Consider the following 21,274-nt stretch of genomic DNA (forward strand, 5'->3'; position numbering starts at 1 on the left):
ATGTATATTAGCTTTTGTTTAATGTAATTTAATCTTCATCGTTACAACTACACGATCTACTTCAATATTTTAAATGTAATGTCTTTTTTTTAGAATTTTCTCACCCAACCGACTCCAGCTGCATGCTCTTCAATTGCTCTAAATAATCTCTATGATTAGACAATCTTGGTATTTTATGTTGACCGCCCAGTTTATTGCGGTCTTTCAGCCAATCGTAAAATAAATGTTTTCGCGCTACGTTTACTATTAACGGATTCAAAGTCATGTTGTTAAAGCGTTTCGCCTCATAATCGGAATTGAGAGATTGAATCGATTCATCTAATATTTTTTGAAAAACGGAAATATCGGTAGGATTTTCTTTAAACTCAATCATCCATTCGTGAGCGCCTTTCTCTTTGCCTTCCATAAAAATAGGTGCAACGGTATAATCGACCACTTGCGTATTGGTTAGCTTGCAAGCCTTGGCTATAGCTACATCAGTATTTTCGACCATCAATTCTTCACCAAAAACATTGATATGATGCTTGGTTCTGCCTGTAACCCGAATGCGGTATGGGTTTAAAGAGGTGAAACGAACCGTATCCCCAATCAAATAACGCCACAAACCGGAATTAGTGGTAATGACCAACGCGTAATTTTTGAATAATTCTACATCTGCTAACCGAATTACTTTTTGATCCAGTGTCCCAAAAGTATCCATTGGAATAAATTCATAAAAAATGCCGTAATCCAACATCAGTAGTAAATCGCTGGAATTATTAAGATCCTGAATCGCAAAAAAGCCCTCGGAGGCATTGTATATTTCGTAGTATTTAAAATCTTTTTTAGGGAGTATTTTTTGAAATTGTTCTCGATAGGGTTCGAAATTTACGCCTCCGTGAAAATACACTTCTAATTTGGGCCAAATTTCTAGTAAATTTCCTTTTCCTGTATCTTCGAGCATTTTGTTCATTAAAACTAACATCCAAGAAGGAACTCCTGCAAAACTCGTTACATTTTCGTTTTTCGTTTCGTGGATTATGGCAGCAATTTTAGTTTCCCATTCGCTCATCAAAGAAATTTTATTGCTGGGCGTACTGCTGAACTCCGCCCAAATAGGCATATTTTCAATTAATATCGCTGATAAATCGCCAAAGAACGTATGGTTGTCTTCATAGATTTGAGAACTTCCACCTAGGCGTAAACTTTTACCAAGAAATAGTTCGGAATCTTCATTGTTATTCAAATACAAACACAATAAATCCTTGCTGCCTTTGTAATGACAATCTTCTAAAGCGTCATTACTTACGGGAATAAATTTGCTTTTGGCATTGGTTGTTCCACTGGATTTGGCAAACCATTTTATTGGTGTTTCCCAAAAAACGTTTTGTTCTCCTTTACGGGTTCTCTCTATCAGCGGCTGTAATTCTTCGTAGGTAGCAATGGGAACTCGTTCAGCAAAAGTGGCATAGGAATGTATTGAAGCATAATCATATTCTTTGCCTAAAACAGTGTTTTTGGACGACTGAATCAAATTCATAAGCAATTCCTCCTGAACTTCATTTGGATATTTCAAGAAAAGTTCGATCTGATGAATTCTTTGCTTAAGAACCCACGAGGCAAACGAATTGATTATGGTTAAAGGCATTTTTTTGATTTAAGATTTACGATATTAGAGTTGGGATTTATCTTTTAGGATTTGAATATCGATTTACAAATACTAACTTTGTCGAAGTATCAAAAATAGTGTTTTTTTGCAAAAAACAATTCTATATCACAGCAAAGATTTAAACTCAGTAACGGGTGCTGCCAATGGGAATTCTACAAGTGGATCGCTAAATCTAAAATCGTTAATCAACAATATAAAATCACAATGACTTACGAAGGTGTACTCAAAAAAATGCAAACTGAATTTGGAAATCCAATTCAATATTATCTGGTTTTTAAAAATAGTTTTTTGAATGTAAACCAATTGCTGAACAAAAACTTAGAAATTAATTTTATAGGATATCAGTGTCTGAATTGCGGAAAAAAGAAAAAAATATTTCGTCAGGGGTTTTGCTATGATTGTTTTTATTCTAGTCCAGCTGTAGGAGATTGGATTATGAAACCCGAGTTAAGTACGGCGCATCTAGGAATTCAGGATCGAGATTTAGCTTATGAAGAAAAGGTACAACTGCAACCGCATATTGTCTATCTGGCTTTATCTAGTGAAGTTAAAGTAGGCGTGACCCGCAAAACCCAAATGCCCACCCGATGGATTGATCAGGGCGCAAACGAAGCGATATCGATTGTGGAAGTACCCAACCGGTATCTGGCAGGAATAACCGAAGTTGCCTTGAAAAATCATTATGCCGATAAGACTAATTGGAGAAAAATGCTAACCAATACCGTGGAGCATGTAGACCTTGTTGTCGAGAGGTTGAAACTGGAAAACTGGATTCCAACCGAAGTTCAGGAATATTTCTATTCTCAAAAAACCGACCTCTATCAGATGCACTATCCCGTTTTAGAATATCCAACAAAAGTAACCAGCTTAAGTTTAGACAAAACGCCTCATTTTCAAGGGAAATTATCGGGCATCAAAGGGCAATATTTACTTTTTGAAGACGGAACAGTTTTTAATGTTCGTGGTTCCGAGGGGTATGTGGTTACTGTCAAAGTATAAGTACATTTATTTTGGCGTAACCCATTTGAAAAAATAAGAAAAATATTTTTCAAATGGGTCGGGTCGTCCGCTGTATCTTTTATGGCTCTCGTTAAAAAACGAGAGCCATAAAAGGATGCCGCTTCCACCCCTTACGCGAGACATGTAACTTAAGAAAATTAGCACTCGCACAAGAAGCATTGTTCTTTGAACCCTATTTCTGATACTTGTGCTCGATTAAAAATCACTAAAAATCAAAAAAGAGGAATCACAGCTGTTGTGATTCCTCTTTTTGCTATTTTAAAAAGTCATTTTAATTGACTTTGGTCGTATCGATTACTTTTTTCTTCTTGTTGAACAATCCATTTAATAAATCAGTAGCTTTTGCCTTAACCTCTTCTTTGGTTGTAGGAGTCGCAGTTTTTGTAGTGTCTCCTGGCTTTGTATTTTTATTGATGTAATCTGTTAGTGCTGAAGTTCCTTGTTTTACAAGTCTTTCTTTTTGTTGGTTAACAAGTTGCGTTGTGAGTTTAGTTACTGCCGTATTAATATCCGTTGTGATCTTAGGATTTGTAAAATTACCTGATAATACAGCATTTATAGGGAAACTTTCTAATTTAGCCGCATCAGCCGCAGATAGTTTTGCTATCAGTGCATTCGCTTCTGAACCCAAATATTTAGCAGGAACATCAAATTTTAAATTGTAATTCATGCTTTGGTCAAAACCGTGAGTACCGCCAACGGTTGCTTTAATATCTTTATATTTGATGTCAAATGGTTTTACATTTACTTTTCCATCTTTGAAAGTAATGGCAGCTTTCAAATCATTCAAATTGATTTTGCTGACATCAATGAATTTCAAGTTAGAACCTAAAGCAGTCAGTAAGGTCGAATTACTGGCGTTTACGGTGGTCGATAGTAGTTGTCCTAGTAAATCTCCAGTAAGCGTTTTTAAATCTGGTGTGAATTCTGTTGCATCCAAATTTCCGTTTAATTTGATGTTTGAGTTCAATCTGCCGTTGATGATTCCTGCGATTGGTGCAATTTTTTTCAACATATCCAGTTGCGTGAATGACTGCGCAATATCAACCTGGTTTAATTCTAAATCCATAGTAAAAACAGGCGTTTTCCCTTTGGTAGAAACCGCCCCATTTACGCCAATAGTTCCTCCAAAAATAGATGTTTTTACATTTTCTAATGTCACTTTTTCATCTTTCACGATTAGCTTTCCAGATACGTCTTTCAACGTCAAATTGTCGTATAAAACCGTAGTCGCATTTGCGGTAAGCGTACAATTTAGAAAAGCTGGGATTTTCATTGCATCCGGTTTTTTAGCAGTTGAAGTTCCGTTTTTAGGAGTCTCGCCAGTTGTCATAAAATCATCAACAGCTAGTTGCTTCGAGTCCATGTAGAAGTTTCCTTTTAATTCTTGGTTTCTAAAAATAAATCCGTAGAAATTCTCTAAAACTCCCGTTACGCTAATGTCACTCTTTCCGGTGGTTGCATTCAGTTGTTTTAAATTAACTTGACTCGGATTAAATTCTACTAATGCTGTACTAATGTTCATTCCTTTTCCGTTTTCATCCACATAATTAAAACTGGACAAACTCATGGTTCCCGCATTGTTTATATTTTCATACTGACTTTTTTCCACGGATTGCATATCAAATTTTGTCGTTACATCGGCCTTTAAAATTCCGGATAGCGGTTTGTCTAACTTTATAGGATATGCCTTAGAAACATTAGCTAAATTGATGGTGCCTTTTAACACCGCAGCAACAATTGCGTTTTGAGTAATGTTGCTAATAGTCGCCTTAGCATTGAAAACATCTTGGTCTATTTGAAAAGAAAGTTGGTCTACATTTACATAAGTATCGTTTAAAATGCCAGTTTCATTTACAATTTTAGTGTCAATTATTATATTTTGAACTGTTTTTGGTAAGTCAGGATATTTGAAGGACGCATTTTTTGAGGCAATTTCGATATTAAATTTTGGAACGCTCGTATCAGAGTACAATCCCTTGGCAAAACCCACAACAGTAAAGTCGCCCGTTGTTTTTACGTTGTTTAAGCTCGCTGCATAAGCCGCAGGAATTACCGCTAAGAAATTTTTAAAGGAAGAAGTGGGCGTTTTAAATTTTAAATCATAGACTTGACCCGTTTCTACCATTTGAATAAAACCATCAAATTCCAAAGGCAATTGATTAATAAGCGCTTTGTTTTCCTTGAAAGTGTATTGACTCTTTGCTAAATCAATGCCTAAAACAGCATCTAAAGTCAAGGAAATATCTTTCATATAATTGACCTTGCCTAAGTCTAACGTGATTTTTGCGGTTGATTGAGTTACCAAATCCAGTTTTTGTTTTGTAAAATCACCAATGCCTTCATGGTTTATACTGTCGATTTCCATTTTGATTTTTGATTTTTCATCAAAATAGCGAAACTTAAAGTTTTCAACATTATAATTCTTAATTTTCAAGGATAAAGGATTGCTCTTGCTACCTTTTTTACCTTCCTTATTTTTTAGAGCGATGTCGTAATTTCCCAGACCATCTTTGTTAAAAATAATATTGATTAATCCATTTTTAGAAGTAATTGCATCAATAGTAAGCGGTTCATTTTTGTCTTTGAATAATTCTTTGATGGACATTTTTAAATCTAGCTCGCCTAAGAAAACTAAGGTGTCTCCTTCAAAAGGAGCTTTGTTGATCACAACTAATTGTTTCAACATGACATTTGCACTAGGAAAGCTTTTTATTAAGCTTAAATCCACATCCGAAAAAGCAACTCGAGCATCTACCTTTTCATTAATAGCTTCCACAATTTTAGCTTTTATTTGATCCTTAAAAAAGTAAGGAATTGTAAATAATGCGACTAAGAACAGGATAATAAGCGCTCCAATAATTTTTAAAATTGTCTTTAGCATAATTTGATTTTCTTTATTTTTATATGTTCAGCAAAAATGGTGCCCACTTCCCCACAAAAATAAGCATTATAATTTAAGTGTTTTTATGATTTTGCTAAATAGCATTTCATTGCTTTCATACTATTTACTTTAATAAGGTCGCCATCTTGATATTTTGAAGGACTGGTGTATTGTTCGTTTTAGATGAAAGTGGTCGGATTCCGGATGCGTTGTACAGATTGAATATGTGATATTTAATTAAAAAATCCGTTCAAATAATTATTTAAACGGATTTTCTGTCGGGTATTCGATTTGCTAGTTGATGTTCAATTCAAACGGCAGTATTGCTTGAATTCCAGCTCGAGTTTGCACTCTTTTGATTTCTTGTAAAATGCGATAATTTTCTTCGCCAATCTCTTCTTTTATAAAAGTTGCTTTCGATTTTACAAAGGGTAGATTTGCCAATAAATCATTGAAATTTTTCTCATATTCAGGATAATTTTGAGTGCTGTATTTTTTTATTTTAGCTAAAGACGCTGCTTTCACTATCGCATCATCCAATCCGCCAATTTTATCTACAAGTCCAATTTTAAGTGCTTCTGAACCCGTCCAAACGCGGCCTTGCGCGATAGCATCAACTTGTGCAAATGTCATTTTTCTACCTTGTGCTACGTGGTTGACAAAAGTTTTGTAAATGTGCTCAACACCTTCTAAAGTAACCGCTTTGAATTTTTCATCCAAAGGGACAAAGGGACTGTAATTCGCTGAATTTTCGTGTGTTTTAACTTGTTCTGTATAAATTCCGATTTTGGTTGCTAATGGGGTGAAATTAGGGAGTATGCCAAAAACGCCTATGGAGCCAGTAATGGTATTGGCTTCGGCAAAAATGGTGTTGGCATTACAAGCAATATAATAACCACCTGATGCTGCATAATTCCCCATAGAAACGACTATTGGTTTTACTTTTTTAGTCAGCTCAATTTCCCTCCAGATCAAATCGGATGTTAAGGCACTTCCGCCTGGGCTGTCAATACGGAGTACAATTGCTTTTACATTTTTGTTCTTTCTGGCTTCTTGTAACGAGCGACGCATAGAACCTTCCCCAATAACGTTGACATCGCCTTCCCCGCTCATGATTTCGCCTTGCGCATAGATAATGGCTATTTCATTAGCGCTATCAAAAGTTTGCGATGTAGTGGCTACTTTTTGAGCATAATCTACAACAGATACGCTATTGTATTCTTCGTCATTGGCGACTTTAAGTGCTTTTCTGATGGCATTGTGATATACATCTTCATAAGCAATAATATCGACTAATCTTTGACCCTTGGCCATTTCTGGTGTTCTTGCGAGAAGTCCATTTGCAATTTCATTCAGTTTTATCACGGATATATTTCGGCTTTTAGAAATATCAGCAGTGATCGAATTCCAAACGGAATTCAATAAAGCAGTAGTTTGCTCTCTATTAGCATCACTCATTTTATTCTCTAAAAAGGGTTCCACCGCACTTTTATACTTGCCATGACGAATCACCTCCATTTTTACGCCTGATTTTTCCTGAAAATCTTTAAAAAACATGATTTCAGATGATAATCCCTTAAAATCCATCTCTCCAACTGGATTTATATAAATTGGGCTGGCAACGGAGTTCAAATAATATTCTTTTTGAGAATACGAATTGGCATACGCCATTACAAATTTTCCTGATTTTTTAAAACTTTCTAACGCATCTCGTAATGCCTTACTTTGTGCCATTCCTAAAGATGAAGCGTTGTTTAAAATAGAAATTCCTTTAATATCGCTATCCGTTTTTGCCTCCTCAATCGCATTGATGATATCAATTAGTCCTATTCTTTTATTTTCTGAAAAAATAGTTACCCAAGGATCTTTATATTTTCCGGCATAATCATTTTGAATGTCTTCCAAGTTTAATTCAATTACAGAATTGTTTTTTACAACAACACCTTCTGATTCACCACCAAATAGCGCTCCAATGAGTATAATTCCAAAAAAGGACAGCATGAAAAAAACAAAAATCCCTATAAAAGTCGCTAGTACATTGCCTAAAAATTTCATAATTATATTTTTTTGATAGGTCGTAAAAAACTAGAAAATGTTACATACAGTCGTTTGGACTTTTCTAGTTTATTTATCAATGCCCGATGCAAATATATTGCTAATTCTAAAATTCTTTTAGTTAATTTGCACCTAATTATGAAATCACAGCATCAGGTTATTTTATCGATAGGGAGTAATGAAGGCAATCGTTTGGAAAATATCGAGCGCTGCTTAGAATGGATACATCAGGAAGTTGGGACGGTTATCAAAGTTTCCAGATTGTACGAAACGCCCGCTTGGGGATTTGAAAGTGCTACTTTTTATAATTGCGCATTGGTTTTGCATACTTTTAGCTCCGCAGCTAAAATTCTGAACCAGGTGCTGAAAATCGAAAAACGATTGGGGCGTTTGCGAAACACTACACAAGGCTATCAATCCCGCACGATTGATATTGATTTGATTGCATTTGATTTAGAAATTATTACCACTGAAAAACTCCAAATTCCACATCCGTTAATGCAGAACAGGAATTTTGTATTGCTGCCTGTTCAGGATTTAGCATTGGATTGGAAACATCCCGTTCTTCAAAAAAACATATCGGAATTGATCCTTTTGTCACCAGATGAAAGTGTTTGTACTATTGTGCAGGAGTTGAGACAGCCTTTGCGAAATATTCCGCTGGAGCAATTCAATTATGTTGCCTTTGAAGGGAACATTGGAGCGGGGAAAACTACTTTGGCTACAAAAATTTCTGAGGATTTCAATGCGAAAACCGTGTTAGAACGTTTCGCAGATAATCCATTTTTACCCAAATTTTATAAAGACCAAAATCGATACGCATTTCCACTTGAAATGTCATTTCTGGCAGATAGATACCAGCAATTATCCGATGATTTAGCGCAATTTGATTTGTTTAAAGACTTTCTGGTTGCCGATTATCATATTTTTAAATCGCTGATTTTTGCCAAAATAACATTGGCTGAAGATGAATATCGCTTGTATCGCAATCTATTTGACATCATTTACAGAGAAATGCCAAAGCCAGATTTATATATTTATTTGTATCAGAATTCAGAACGGCTGTTGCAAAATATAAAGAAACGCGGCAGAAGCTATGAACAAAAAATCCCAGCAGAATATTTAGATAAAATCAATAGTGGTTATCTGGATTATATTAAATCACAAACCGATTTGAATGTTTTGATAATTGATGTTTCGGATCGGGATTTTGTAAAAAATCAAGAAGATTATCTTTATATTTTAGAGGAAATACAAAAGAAAATTAGTAAATAAAATATTTTATCTTTTCAAAGTAAAATGGCCCTGAAGCGCAGATTTATCCTTTTCTAAGGTTATAGCGTACCAATAATCAGAGGAAGGGAGGGGATTTCCATTAACGGTTCCGTCCCAGCTAGGATTACTAGCATTCAAAGTAACAATCAGTTTTCCAAAACGATCAAAAATGTTTACCACTGCTGAAGGATATTTTGATAATCCTTTAATTCCCCACACATCATTGTAAGAATCATTATTTGGAGTAAAATATTTAGGGATGCCCACAACCACTATTTCTTTAGAAGTGATTCCGCAGCCATTTTTGTCATTGATGAAAACCTGGTGAATTCCAGCAGGTACATTATCAAAGAAATTGGAGTCTTGCCAAAAATTAGTAGGGTCATCCAAGCTGTATTCATAGTCTCCAGCTCCGGAAGTATTGATTGTCACGGTATTGCTATCCGTCAAGTCTACAATGTCAATAGAGTCAATAGTTGCAACGTTCGAAGCGTTGACAGTTACCGTTCGAATGCGACTGCATCCCGTAGTATTTAGTACTTCAACGGTGTACACTCCCACAGTATTTACACCCAGTGTTGGAGCGTTATTATCCAAATTAGTTCCGTCTTTTTTCCATATATAACTGTAGTCACTCACAGCGCTGTTGTCCCGTATTCCTGCGTTTAGCGTCACAAAAAAAGCGGGAAGGTTCGAGCAAACCAACTCATTTGACGCTCCGTCTAAATTTAAATCAATGTTTGGAATTGGATTAACCACAAAATTTATTGTGGTTGTAGCAGTACAGATGCTATTTAATGGATTTTCAACGGAAACGATAATTTTTTGACTTTCAGTTACAAATGGATTTGGTAATGGACTTGATAACAAAGTACCATTTTGATCAAAATATGTAGTAATCATTCCGGTTTGTCCCCCTAAAATAATGGATTCGTATGAAGTGGTGTCAAACGCAAATTTTCCATCTTGGAGCGATGGATTTGGCTCGTCATCGCAAACCGTCGTCAAGACTAGTGGAATGCTAAATGCCTCTGGTAAATCATCCACTGTAAAGACAATAGTTGTTGCGTCAAAACACTGCAAAGTGGAATTAGTAGTAACGACAGCTTTTATAGTTTGAGAAGTGCTTGAGAAAGTGGCTGGGAATGGACTGGTAATGCTATTTCCATCGGAATCTTTAAGGGGATTATTATTTTGGTCAAAATAAGTCACCGTTGCATTGGATTGTCCGTTCAACAAATCGTTTTCAAGAGTAGAAGTATTAAAAGTAAATATTCCATCTTGATTGTCATCACATTGCTTTGGAATCAAAACTAAATTTGCCTTGGGCAACGCTTCGACTTTTAAAGTGATATAAGGACCTAAGCCGTAACAAGCATTATCTAAATTACTGTCAATACGAACCCAGATATCCTGCAAATTTGGATAGCCAATGTTCCTGTAATTGGATAAGTTAGTTATGCTATTGACCTCTTGTAAAGCTTCTTGTTCGTTTCTATAATACGAAATAGTGTAAACATCAGTGGGAGGTAATTTTGATTCTATTGCAGCTTTAGAGGTGGTCAAGTCAAAGGAGGCCACTCCATCTCTTTTATTGTTGTCACTAGTGTCGTTCCCATTGAGGTCTAGAGTATCATCACACACCGCTAGCATTGGAAATTTATAGTTTGGATCAATGTTAGTGGCTGACACTTTTAGTATTATTTCAGCAACGCTAGGACACCTTGTCGTATTGTTGGCTACTCTTACCCAGATTGTAGTTGTGGTAGCAGTTGTATTTTCAAAGGACAAATCATTTGCAATTAAATCCGAAGCTAACGCATTATTTGCACCATTCTGAGTTGTGTAATAGGTAAAAGTTTCCTCGTTATAATTTTCCGAAATTACACTATTATTCACTCTTAAATTAAACAAGGTTTTGCCATCTGGAATTGCATCGGTATCACATTGAGAAATAGTGATATTGACCACAACAGGAAGCGCATTTACAGTGGCTATTAGTTCCGCTCTAGGACCTTCACATCCAGTAGTGCTATCGGTTTGACTTACGAAATAAGATGTTGAACCTTCTGTTACAGTCGATGGCGTAGGGCTGGTTGCACTTGATGTTCCGCCCGTTGCTACGGCGTACCAATTTAAGGTACAATTTGTAGCTGTCGTTGCAACTATAGGGACTGCCGTTTCATTTTTACAATAACTAATGTTACTTACTTCTGGAGCCGAAGGGCGGACGTTAATGGTTACTTTTATTTCAGAACGAGGTCCTTCGCAATCCGTAATGCTACTAGTTTGACTTACAAAATAAGAGGTAATACCTGCAATTGTTGTTGTTGGAGTAGGACCTGTTGTACTTGATGTTCCACCCGTTGCTACAGTATACCAATTTAAGGTACAATTTGTAGCTGCCGTTGCTGATAAAGGCACTGCTGTTTCATTTTTACAGTAACTAATAGTACTGATTTCTGGAGCCAAAGGCAGAGCGTTAATGGTTACTTTTATTTCAGAACGAGGTCCTTCGCAACCTGTGGCATTCGTTTGGCTCACAAAATAGGATGTTGTGCCACTTGTTGTGGTTGACGGAATAGGTCTTGTTGCATTTGAAGTTCCACCCGTTGCCGTGGTGTACCAATTTAACGTGCAATTTGGAGTTGCAGTTGCAGCCAAAACGGCAGGAGTTTCATTTTGACAATAGGAAATAGGCGAGACTACACTTGGTGCATCTGGTACATTTATTAGGGTCGCAATTATGGCGGTTCTGGAAGCGGAGCATCCTGCATCTATATAGTACGTTGCTGTGCTTGTTATGACTGGACTATAAGTTTCGCCGGTTGCTAATGACGCACCACCTGAGGGAGTAGCATACCAATTTATTATTCCATCTGTGGCTGTAGCTTTCAGTGCAACTTGCCCGGATCCGCATCTTGAATTAGGTATTATAGATGTTATTGTAGGAATTGTGATTGTTGTACTAGCTGAGATTTGAAGAACAGGATCTCCGGTCATTCCGCCATATTCCACAATATATCCTTTGGGTTGATAATTGCCGCTTGTTGCTCCCGTATTTGATAAATCATTCCATGATCCAGGATTTCCAACAGAAGGAGCTGTTATGTGCGCGTAATCCTCGTTTAATGCTTGATTGGGTTCATTAGTATTCCAAAAGGCAAAATTAAAAGGTGGAGTTGCTGTACCATTTGCTAGTCCATTCCAGAAAGTAGTTCCCGCTTCTGGTCCTGTTACCCACTTCCAAACGCCCTCTGTTTCCGCATCACTACCGCCAATCCATCCGGCTCCAGGGGCTTGTTTTCCTGCTAGTTGTGCTTCATCTTGGGCTGTAATTGTTGCTAAATATCCTTTAAGACCATAATAAAGACTTGTTTCAGCTGCTACTTTTGCTACTGTCCAGTTGATGCCTAAATTCGGCACATATTGATAATAATGACCGTTGCGAGGTAAATAATTTGCTTGCCCTATTGTTATTGAGAATTTCCTTATCCCTGACGGAGTAGTAGAGGAATTAGTGAAAACAACATCTTTTATCGCATTAATAAAGTCTTCATACAATACTTCTGCTCCAATAATTGGACTTGATAATTTTAGTTTTCCTTCGGTAGAATTCCAGTCAAAGGTGATTTTTGGGTGTGATGCGGGATTGGCCAATTGGATTAAATCCTGCCCATTAACATATCCCGACGAGATCTGAATGTAAATAGCATCTGCTCCAGTGTCGTCGACGTTAGAACCGATGATGTTTACGTCGGTTATAATTTTTAAGGAATTTCCTGGGCAAAAGATTTGATTACCTGAAGCCGTAATCTTGGGCGGGTTTTCAATAAATGTTGATTTTATTTCTTTTTCACTTGCAGTACATTTATTATTTTTTATGTAAATGGGAATGGCGGAGTAATTTGCCATTGGAGCAAACATTAAAAACAGTAAAGTTATTTTTAAAAAAGTACTAAATCTCATTTTATAAAAGTATGAGTTTTATAATAAAAAAAATAATTTTATTGCGGCCAATTCATTTTAGAAAATAAATCCCAAACCACAATTCCTGCGCTCACGGATATATTTAAAGAATGTTTAGTGCCTAATTGTGGGATTTCGATAGAACCATCGCACAATGCAACTGCTTCTTGGGAAACACCATACACTTCATTCCCAAAAACTAAGGCGTATTTTTTGTCTTTTTCAACTTTAAAATCTTGCAAAAAAACGGCACTCTCCACTTGTTCAATAGCCAGTGTCGTTACATTTTCTTTTTTTAAATTTTCAATGACTTCTAATACATTTTTCTGATGTTCCCAAACAACTGTTTCTGTGGCTCCAAGGGCCGTTTTGTGAATTTCTTTATTAGGAGGAGTAGCAGTGATGCCGCACAAATAAATTTTTTCAATTAAAAAAGCATCAGCAGTTCTAAAAACAGAACCGATATTATGCAAGCTGCGAATATCATCTAAGACCAAAATAAGGGGTGTTTTTTTAGACTCCTTAAAAGCTGTAATGGATTTTCTTTCTAATTCGCTGTTTTCAAGCTTTCTCATATTTTTTTTGGAATTATTATGCATAAAAAAGCTCCCGACAAGGAGGGGAGCTTTTTTTATTGTTTTTTAAAATTTAGCTTTTTGTAGCATCAGCAGCCAAAACATTTCCTTTTATTGTAAGTGTTTTACTTGGTACAACAGCATTAGTTGTCAAAGTTACTGTTTTTGTAAATGCTTGACCCGCTCTTGAAGTATCATATTTTACTCCAATAATTCCTTTTGCACCTGGTGCAATTGGCTCTTTTGGGTAGGTTGGTACAGTACAACCACATGAACCTTGAGCATTGGTTATGATTAAGGGTTTGTTGCCATTATTAGTGAATACAAATTCACGTCGGCCGTCAGAGTTGTAAGCGACTGTGCCATAATCAATCGTCTCTGTAACGAACACCATTCCAGCTCCATTTACTTTTGCAGTAGCAAGTTTAGTATTGGTCGCTTTTAATTTTTTAGTTGTTTCTTGTGCGTTAGAAGTAGTAACTCCTAGAGTAACTAGCAGGGCTAGAGCAATTATTTTTTTCATCGGTGTTTAATTTTATAAATATCCACAAATCTATATAAAAATTAGAATTTCCGCCTTAATTTTTTCTTAAAAAAATAGTTTAATTTTTAGTGTAGATCGCATTTTTGTTTTAAAATCTATAAATTCGCTTAAATTTATTTAATTTTCAAATACAAAACATTGGCATCTAAAGATAAAGTAGTTAAGGAAACACCGTTAATGAAACAATATAACGAAATAAAAAGAAAGTATCCTGATGCTTGTCTTTTGTTTCGTGTGGGAGATTTTTATGAGACATTTGGTGAAGACGCCGTTCGTGCTTCTAAAATTTTAGGAATTGTATTGACCAAGCGTGGAGCGGGTTCTGAGACGGAAACAGCTTTGGCGGGTTTTCCGCATCATTCCTTAAATACCTATTTACCTAAATTGGTCAAGGCTGGACTTCGTGTTGCAATTTGCGATCAGTTAGAAGATCCAAAAATGACCAAAACTATCGTGAAGCGCGGTGTTACTGAACTTGTGACTCCCGGGGTTTCTTTGAATGATGGGGTTTTACAATCTAAAACGAATAACTTTTTAGCATCCATTTATTTTGCTAATAAATCTATAGGAATTTCCTTTCTTGATGTTTCCACCGGTGAATTTTTAACTGCGCAAGGCAATGCGGAATACATTGATAAACTGTTACAGAATTTTAACCCAAGTGAGGTTTTGATTCCAAAAAACAATAAAAATGATTTTCGAGAAATTTTTGGAGAGGATTATCATAGTTTTTATCTCGAAGACTGGATTTATAAGGAAGATTACGCCTTCGAAACCTTGACTAAACATTTTCAAACCGTTTCTTTGAAAGGATTTGGAATCGAAGAGCTCAAAGAAGGAATTATTGCTTCGGGCGCTATTTTGTATTATTTGTCCGAAACCCAACACAATAGAGTACAGCACATAACAGCGATTCAGCGCATTGCCGAAGATGCTTATGTCTGGATGGATCGGTTTACAATTCGCAATCTGGAGTTGTACCACAGTTATAATCCAAATGCGGTTACCTTGCTCGATGTTATCGATAAAACGCTTTCGCCAATGGGTGGTCGTTTGTTAAAACGTTGGCTGGCGCTGCCTTTGAAAGACGGTTCTAAAATAAAAAGCCGTCACGAAGTGGTTTCCTATTTGAAAGATAATCAAGATGTTCTCAAAAATATTCAGATTCAAATTAAGCAAATTTCCGATTTAGAGCGTTTGATTTCAAAAATTGCAGCCGGAAAAGTATCGCCTCGCGAAGTGGTTTATCTCAAAGAATCCTTAGACGCGATTATTCCAATAAAAACATTGGCTTTGGAAAGTCCGCAAGAAGCTGTAAAAGTAATCGGTGATAGTTTGCATAGTTGCGAATTGTTGCGTGAAAAAATAAAAACAGTTTTAAATCAAGATGCTCCAGTAACGATTGCCAAAGGAAATGCGATTGCCAAAGGAATCAATGCCGAATTAGACGATTTGCGAGCCATTTCCATTTCAGGAAAGGAATTTTTAGAAGGAATTGAAAAACGAGAATCACAACTGACAGGAATTTCCTCTTTGAAAATCTCTTTTAATAACGTGTTTGGATATTATATTGAAGTGAGAAACTTGCACAAAGATAAAGTTCCAACTGAATGGATTCGGAAACAAACCTTGGTCAATGCAGAACGCTATATTACTGAAGAGTTAAAGGAATATGAAACCAAAATTCTGGGTGCCGAAGAAAAAATTCACAAAATTGAAGTAGAGTTATTTGAGCAGTTGGTCAGTTGGATTGCCACGTACATTAAGCCGGTGCAAATGAATGCGAATTTAATTGCTCAATTGGACTGTTTGTGTTCCTTTACACAATTGGCCATTGAGAACAAATATGTTTGCCCGGAACTCGACGAGACATTCGAGCTGGAAATTAAAAATGGGAGACATCCCGTTATCGAAAAACAATTACCGCTAGGGATGCCTTATATTGCTAATGATGTTTTTTTAGATCGAGAAACACAGCAACTCATTATGATTACTGGTCCTAACATGTCTGGAAAGTCAGCTATTTTGCGTCAAACCGCTTTGATTGTGTTGTTGTCTCAAATGGGAAGTTTTGTGCCTGCAGAAAGCGTACGAATGGGGATTGTCGATAAAATATTTACTAGAGTTGGAGCCAGCGATAATATTTCGATGGGAGAGTCGACTTTTATGGTCGAAATGAACGAAACGGCTTCTATCTTGAATAATATTTCGGATCGTAGTCTAGTGCTGTTAGATGAAATTGGTAGAGGAACGAGTACCTACGACGGGATTTCTATCGCATGGGCTATTGCGGAGTTTTTGCATGAGCATCCCTCTAAGCCAAAAACCTTATTTGCAACCCATTATCATGAATTGAATGAAATGAGTGAATCATTACCCCGAATTCAAAATTATAATGTGGCTGTGAAGGAATTGAAAGATACGGTACTTTTCATCCGGAAGTTAGTAAAAGGAGGCAGTGCGCATAGTTTTGGAATACATGTGGCAAAGATGGCTGGAATGCCGCAGATTGTAATTTTGAAAGCACAAAAGCTCTTAAAAAAATTGGAGAAGAATCATTCTAGTGATGCCTTAAACGGGATTAAAGCGGCACAGGACGACATGCAAATGAGTTTTTTTAATCTGGATGATCCTTTGCTGGAAGAGATCAAAGAAGAAATTTTAAATTTGGACATAAATACCATAACTCCAATGGAAGCGTTAATGAAACTCAATGAAATTAAAAGAATGTTGACGCGAAAATAAATTTTCCGTTTTAAAGTTTACGTAATCAGAAGGTTAACTTTTATCTGTAAATTTTTTATAAAAAAGGCTTGTGTAATTCAATAAATGTCCTAAATTTGCATCCGCAATACAGAACAAGTATAGCGGTTCTTTTAAAAAATTGAAAATGCAAAAATAGCTCAAATGATAGACGCGAGGAAGTTTCGGCGAAGCGCAGTCTAAGAGTTAGATTTAATAATAATGCGAAAATAGCTCAGTTGGTAGAGCGCGACCTTGCCAAGGTCGAGGTCGCGGGTTCGAGCCCCGTTTTTCGCTCCACACCACATAATGCTCGGATGGTGAAATTGGTAGACACGCTGGACTTAAAATCCAGTGAACAGCAATGTTCGTGCGGGTTCAAGTCCCGCTCTGAGTACAAAGAAAACCCTTATTTTATAAGGGTTTTTTTGTTTTTGGTTCGGTTGTATTTATGAAAATTTTTGAGCTAATTATCAGAAACGAACCTACAAACGAACCTATTCATATTCAAATCAAGGTGGTAATGAAGGAGTTTTTAGATGCCAAATTGTATAATTAATAACTTTTTAGACGAAAAAAATAGTGTTTATTGGGTTGCTGTTTCTAGGGTTGAATTGCATAGGGCAGGGGACAGGAAAATGGCAAGGCAATACCAACGTAGATAGACCTGCTATCAATCAAAAAGAATACAACTACTTAACTAAAGGATTGAAAATAGAGCACGAAAGTGGATTGGATATAATAGACGGATGCGAATTGCTTGATGGAGGTAAGGTTACTCTTGGAGATCAGTATGTTTTTAATTTTTCAAACTGAATCGAAAAGGCTTCTGGGAATTTAAAAGGCATTTCAGTAGTGGTGACTTCAAGTGTTTCTAAAAATACCTATTATTTTTGCATCCCTTTAAATAATCAAACATCATTCAATCAATATGTAATTTACAGGTATCGTTTAACTCCTGAACTTTCTAAGGCTTACAATTCCGCGCTAGCTTCACAATACAGTGGTTTGAGCCAACGATATTCCGAAAGAAATGAAAAATAAACTTTGCAATAAAGCAACTGTTGAACAACGTTTTACAATTAAATCACTCAGCCCTTTGACGAACCTACGGATTGAGAGTTCTTAAAAATATTGACAAAATAAGGCTATGACAAACAGTTAGTTATGTTTTTTAAAAATAATCAAATTGGATTTTACAAAACATAAAATCCAGTGAACAGCAATGTTCGTGCGGGTTCAACTCCGAAGCTTCGGAGTCGCTCTGAGTACTAAAATGCTTCAAAATTTGTCTGGAGCTTTTTTTATTTTACAATAAATCCAATTTCATTTTAAAGTCTTTGTCGAAAATACAGTTCGTGTAGTGTTTTAAATGTGGTTTGGAAGCCAAAGTGTTATCGTATAGAATTTGACGGCGTAATTCATTTTAAATAAGCGTATGGGAGCTTTTGTTATTAGTAAAAGATACAACGACGAGTATAAATTTGTTTTCACTTCGAGAAAGGGAAAGGTTGTTTTTACAAGTTTAAGTTATGAGTTGAAATTTGAGTGTGAAGAGGATATTGAAAAATTTAAAGCAACAATTGAAAGTGCTGACTTCTTAAAGTTTAAGTCTTCTGGAGGAAAGTTTTATTTCAAATTGATCTTGGGCGGGAATCATTTTGCAACGAGCAGAAAATACACAACCGCATTGCGATTGCAGAAAGGAATTGATGAAATAGTACGGTATGGCTCGATGTCAGAAACATTGGACTTCTCAGCTAGTGATTTTGTATTTATTGACTAGGCTTTTTCGATGAATTGATCTATAAAAAAGGGAGTCTTGGTATTAGCCAAGACTCCCTTTTTTATATTTTTTGTACGCCTGCTCTTGAATTAGAAACGATTTAAAATTAAAAAAGCCATCTCGCATAGCGGATGGCTTTAAAATTTTTAGAATTTGAGTTCTAATTATTTTTTTACTTCTGCAGCAGCATCAGTTGCAACATCAGCAGCGTCAGTAGCAGCAGCAGCAGCAGAATCAACAACTTGAGCAGCAGAATCAACTACCATTGCAGCAGAATCAACTACCATAGCAGCAGAATCAACAGCAGTTGCAGAATCTTCAGCAGAAGCGTCAGCTTTTTTACATGATACAACAGTCAATACAGCAACAGCAGCTAAACTTAAAAATACTTTTTTCATCTTAATTTAATATAAAAGGTTAATTATTAATTCGTGGCAAAGATATAAATTTTTTAATATGTAAAATATTTTTTTATTTTTTTTTTAAAAAATAATATTTTTTGTCAACGTCCAATTAAATACCAATTATTATGCCAGTTAATACAAATGGTTCATTGCTGTTTGATAGCGTTGGTTAAGCCTTTTTTTTGGCTATTTTTGTTGTAAGTTCTTCTTTTTCAAGGGTTTAATTTTCTTTGGATGAACTAGCTTTAATTCGCTAATTAAGTTTTTTGCTCCAGCATATTTATCCATAATAAACAAAACGTAACGTATGTCTACCATGATATTTCGACAAATACTAGGATCATAATATATATCGCTCATTGTTCCTTCCCAAACCCTGTCAAAATTGAGTCCTATTAGATTTCCATTCCCGTCGATTGCAGGGCTTCCAGAATTGCCTCCTGTAGTGTGATTTGTACCAATAAAACAAACTGGCATTTTTCCATTCTCACCGTATGGGCCGTAATCTTTGGTATTATAAAGATCAATTAATTTTGATGGGACATCAAATTCATAATCGCCTGGTATGTATTTTTCCATCACACCATCTAAGTACGTTATTGGGGTGTATAGCGTAGCGTCTTTAGGTTCGTATCCTTTTACTTTTCCATAGGTTACTCTTAAAGTACTATTGGCATCTGGAAATATACGACCGTCTGTATTCAATTCTAATTGCGCTTTCATGTAAGTGCGTTGCAATGCGGTAATAGTCAAGTTAATGTCGTCGTATTTTGGCGCAATTTCTTTCGCATATTTATCGGCTAATTCTTTTGCTAAAAGGAATCCTGGATCAGAATTTAGTTTCGTTATCACAGTATTTGCATCACCGGATAGCAATTCTTTGAGGCCTTCGTAACTTTTAAGTTTAGATTTGGAATAAATTTCCGAAGCTAATTTTTTGGCATTTACATTTACCAAGCTTTGTGGTAAAAATTGTTTGGGTGATTTGGTGGCATACAACTCGATTAGTTGTTCAAATACTTTTTCATCTACCGTTGCATTGAAATTTTTGTAAAAATCAGCCAATCCGCTACTTAAATTATTTTTTCTGTCCGTGAATGCTTGTTCTCCTTTGGTTTTGTAAACTTGCTCTAATTGATATAATCTGTATCCAGTACTTAGCAATTCAGTATTGCGTTGTACGGTTTCCATAAAGTAGTCTCTAGCGAGTGCGTAAGGAGCGATTTCGGTATAGTTTTTTTCGAAGTCAGCTAAGAGTGTGCCGTATTCTTTTTCTTTACCTGCTTTTGTTATTTTTTGCTGAAACGCTTTTTCAGTTTCTCTTTTTATGGCAACGGCATTGGATTTTTTTAATCCTTGCGTTTCGCCAATCCATTTTTTCCAATAATTGGCAATACTCGCATATTTTGAAGCGTACTGAATTTTAATAGCGTTGTCTTTTCGCATAAAGCCATCGGCAACTTTCAAGGCTTTGTCTCTGATTTCGATTTTGGCCGGATTCAGTTCGTTTACAATTTGTTCAATTGCAACGGCAGGCAAGTACTCGTTTGTTTTTCCAGGATAACCAAATACCAGAGTAAAATCATCTTCGGCTATGCCATCAAGAGAAATAGGAAGGAAGTGTTTTGGAGTGTAGGGCACATTATCTTTCGAATATTTTGCTGGACGGTTGTTTTTGTCCGCATAAATTCTGAATAAAGAAAAGTCTCCTGTATGACGTGGCCAAACCCAATTGTCAGTATCTGAGCCAAATTTTCCTATCGAAGTAGGCGGAGCACCAACGAGGCGGACATCCGTAAACGTCTCTGTTACAAAAAGCATGTATTGGTTTCCTTCATAAAAAGTACGAATTTTATTTTCCTGCCAATTTTCCTTTGGTAAAGAATTGGTTAAAGCTGAAATGTTTTCTTGAATCTTCTTTTGTTTTTCGGCTTCGTTTGTTACTGCAGCAGTTCCCTCTAAAACCAACGTAGTTACATCTTCAATTTTTACCATAAAAGTAACTGTCAAACCTTCGTTTGGCAATTCTTCTTCCATTTTGTAGGCCCAAAAACCGTCTGTGAGGTAATCGTGGTCTACCGTAGAGTGCGATTGAATTTGGGAATAGCCACAATGATGATTGGTTAATATCAGTCCTTTTGGCGAAATAACTTCAGAGGTACAACCTCCGTTAAAATGAGGAACAGCATCTTTCATGCTTGACTGATTTACATCATAAATGTCTTTTACAGACATTTTCATGCCTAGGTTTTTCATTTCTGTCTCATTCATTCCTTTTAATAGGGAAGGAATCCACATGCCTCCTTGTTGGGCTTGTGTCTGGATGACGAATAATAATAGGAATAGTTTTAAAAATTTCATGTTTATCTATT

At 36.1% G+C, this 21,274-nt stretch carries 13 protein-coding genes and 2 tRNA genes; 7 read left to right on the forward strand and 8 right to left on the reverse strand.

The features are described from left to right. Positions 1–100 precede the first annotated feature (100 nt). A complete protein-coding gene (locus BUA03_RS06780) occupies positions 101–1,627 on the reverse strand; it encodes a GH3 auxin-responsive promoter family protein (protein ID WP_066080177.1) in 1,527 nt (508 codons plus the stop codon). 225 nt (positions 1,628–1,852) lie between these two features. Between BUA03_RS06780 and BUA03_RS06785 the strand changes: the two genes are divergently transcribed. Further along, on the forward strand, positions 1,853–2,647 hold the full coding sequence (locus BUA03_RS06785) for a DUF2797 domain-containing protein (protein WP_066080174.1): 795 nt from the start codon (positions 1,853–1,855) through the stop codon (positions 2,645–2,647). Positions 2,648–2,939: 292 nt separating this feature from the next. Here the strand turns inward: BUA03_RS06785 and BUA03_RS06790 are convergent, their stop codons facing one another. Next, complete coding sequence (locus tag BUA03_RS06790; protein WP_066080171.1) at positions 2,940–5,552, reverse strand: AsmA-like C-terminal region-containing protein; 2,613 nt, start codon at positions 5,550–5,552, stop codon at positions 2,940–2,942. 294 nt (positions 5,553–5,846) lie between these two features. Beyond that, complete coding sequence (gene sppA, locus BUA03_RS06795; protein ID WP_066080168.1) at positions 5,847–7,607, reverse strand: signal peptide peptidase SppA; 1,761 nt, start codon at positions 7,605–7,607, stop codon at positions 5,847–5,849. Positions 7,608–7,745: 138 nt separating this feature from the next. Between sppA and folK the strand changes: the two genes are divergently transcribed. Beyond that, on the forward strand, positions 7,746–8,882 hold the full coding sequence (gene folK / locus BUA03_RS06800) for a 2-amino-4-hydroxy-6-hydroxymethyldihydropteridine diphosphokinase (RefSeq protein ID WP_066080165.1): 1,137 nt from the start codon (positions 7,746–7,748) through the stop codon (positions 8,880–8,882). Between the two features lie 6 nt (positions 8,883–8,888). Here folK and BUA03_RS06805 read toward each other — a convergent pair whose 3' ends face one another. The 3 genes from BUA03_RS06805 to BUA03_RS06815 form a co-directional block, all read right to left on the reverse strand. Further along, positions 8,889–12,797: an Ig-like domain-containing protein gene (locus BUA03_RS06805; protein ID WP_169807442.1), complete on the reverse strand. Its 3,909-nt coding sequence runs from the start codon at positions 12,795–12,797 to the stop codon at positions 8,889–8,891. A gap of 92 nt (positions 12,798–12,889) precedes the next feature. Continuing rightward, positions 12,890–13,426, reverse strand: coding sequence for an RNA methyltransferase (locus tag BUA03_RS06810; protein ID WP_066080159.1), 537 nt, complete (start codon positions 13,424–13,426; stop codon positions 12,890–12,892). 73 nt (positions 13,427–13,499) lie between these two features. Continuing rightward, the gene (locus BUA03_RS06815) at positions 13,500–13,949 is read right to left on the reverse strand and encodes a DUF1573 domain-containing protein (protein ID WP_066080157.1); all 450 of its coding nucleotides are present in this window, start codon (positions 13,947–13,949) and stop codon (positions 13,500–13,502) included. Positions 13,950–14,108: 159 nt separating this feature from the next. Between BUA03_RS06815 and mutS the strand changes: the two genes are divergently transcribed. From mutS to BUA03_RS06840, 5 genes are all read left to right on the forward strand, one after another. Then, the gene (gene mutS, locus BUA03_RS06820; RefSeq protein WP_066080154.1) at positions 14,109–16,715 is read left to right on the forward strand and encodes a DNA mismatch repair protein MutS; all 2,607 of its coding nucleotides are present in this window, start codon (positions 14,109–14,111) and stop codon (positions 16,713–16,715) included. Between the two features lie 221 nt (positions 16,716–16,936). Further along, a tRNA-Gly gene (locus BUA03_RS06825) sits at positions 16,937–17,012 on the forward strand. Positions 17,013–17,023: 11 nt separating this feature from the next. Beyond that, positions 17,024–17,109 (forward strand) — tRNA-Leu (locus BUA03_RS06830). Positions 17,110–17,294: 185 nt separating this feature from the next. Further along, positions 17,295–17,528, forward strand: a complete 234-nt coding sequence (locus BUA03_RS06835) for a hypothetical protein (RefSeq protein WP_066080151.1) — start codon at positions 17,295–17,297, stop codon at positions 17,526–17,528. Positions 17,529–18,150: 622 nt separating this feature from the next. Then, the gene (locus BUA03_RS06840; RefSeq protein ID WP_066080149.1) at positions 18,151–18,498 is read left to right on the forward strand and encodes a DUF1508 domain-containing protein; all 348 of its coding nucleotides are present in this window, start codon (positions 18,151–18,153) and stop codon (positions 18,496–18,498) included. Between the two features lie 164 nt (positions 18,499–18,662). On the opposite strand, the gene BUA03_RS06845 is transcribed toward BUA03_RS06840, so the two are convergent. Together BUA03_RS06845 and BUA03_RS06850 are read right to left on the reverse strand one after the other, a co-directional pair. Further along, positions 18,663–18,896: a hypothetical protein gene (locus BUA03_RS06845; protein WP_066080146.1), complete on the reverse strand. Its 234-nt coding sequence runs from the start codon at positions 18,894–18,896 to the stop codon at positions 18,663–18,665. Between the two features lie 192 nt (positions 18,897–19,088). Continuing rightward, positions 19,089–21,263 (reverse strand): S46 family peptidase, encoded by a 2,175-nt coding sequence (locus tag BUA03_RS06850; protein ID WP_139255622.1) that lies wholly within the window; start codon positions 21,261–21,263, stop codon positions 19,089–19,091. Positions 21,264–21,274: the final 11 nt, after the last annotated feature.

Source organism: Flavobacterium fryxellicola (assembly GCF_900143245.1).
Taxonomy (GTDB): Bacteria; Bacteroidota; Bacteroidia; order Flavobacteriales; family Flavobacteriaceae; genus Flavobacterium; species Flavobacterium fryxellicola.

Excerpts from the sequence above, each read along its gene's own strand:
- BUA03_RS06780 (WP_066080177.1), bottom strand. The coding sequence starts at position 1,627 with ATGCCTTTAACCATAATCAATTCGTTTGCCTCGTGGGTTCTTAAGCAA.
- BUA03_RS06785 (WP_066080174.1), top strand. The coding sequence starts at position 1,853 with ATGACTTACGAAGGTGTACTCAAAAAAATGCAAACTGAATTTGGAAAT.
- BUA03_RS06790 (WP_066080171.1), bottom strand. The coding sequence starts at position 5,552 with ATGCTAAAGACAATTTTAAAAATTATTGGAGCGCTTATTATCCTGTTC.
- sppA (WP_066080168.1), bottom strand. The coding sequence starts at position 7,607 with ATGAAATTTTTAGGCAATGTACTAGCGACTTTTATAGGGATTTTTGTT.
- folK (WP_066080165.1), top strand. The coding sequence starts at position 7,746 with ATGAAATCACAGCATCAGGTTATTTTATCGATAGGGAGTAATGAAGGC.
- BUA03_RS06805 (WP_169807442.1), bottom strand. The coding sequence starts at position 12,797 with ATGGCAAATTACTCCGCCATTCCCATTTACATAAAAAATAATAAATGT.
- BUA03_RS06810 (WP_066080159.1), bottom strand. The coding sequence starts at position 13,426 with ATGAGAAAGCTTGAAAACAGCGAATTAGAAAGAAAATCCATTACAGCT.
- BUA03_RS06815 (WP_066080157.1), bottom strand. The coding sequence starts at position 13,949 with ATGAAAAAAATAATTGCTCTAGCCCTGCTAGTTACTCTAGGAGTTACT.
- BUA03_RS06840 (WP_066080149.1), top strand. The coding sequence starts at position 18,151 with ATGGGAGCTTTTGTTATTAGTAAAAGATACAACGACGAGTATAAATTT.
- BUA03_RS06845 (WP_066080146.1), bottom strand. The coding sequence starts at position 18,896 with ATGAAAAAAGTATTTTTAAGTTTAGCTGCTGTTGCTGTATTGACTGTT.
- BUA03_RS06850 (WP_139255622.1), bottom strand. The coding sequence starts at position 21,263 with ATGAAATTTTTAAAACTATTCCTATTATTATTCGTCATCCAGACACAA.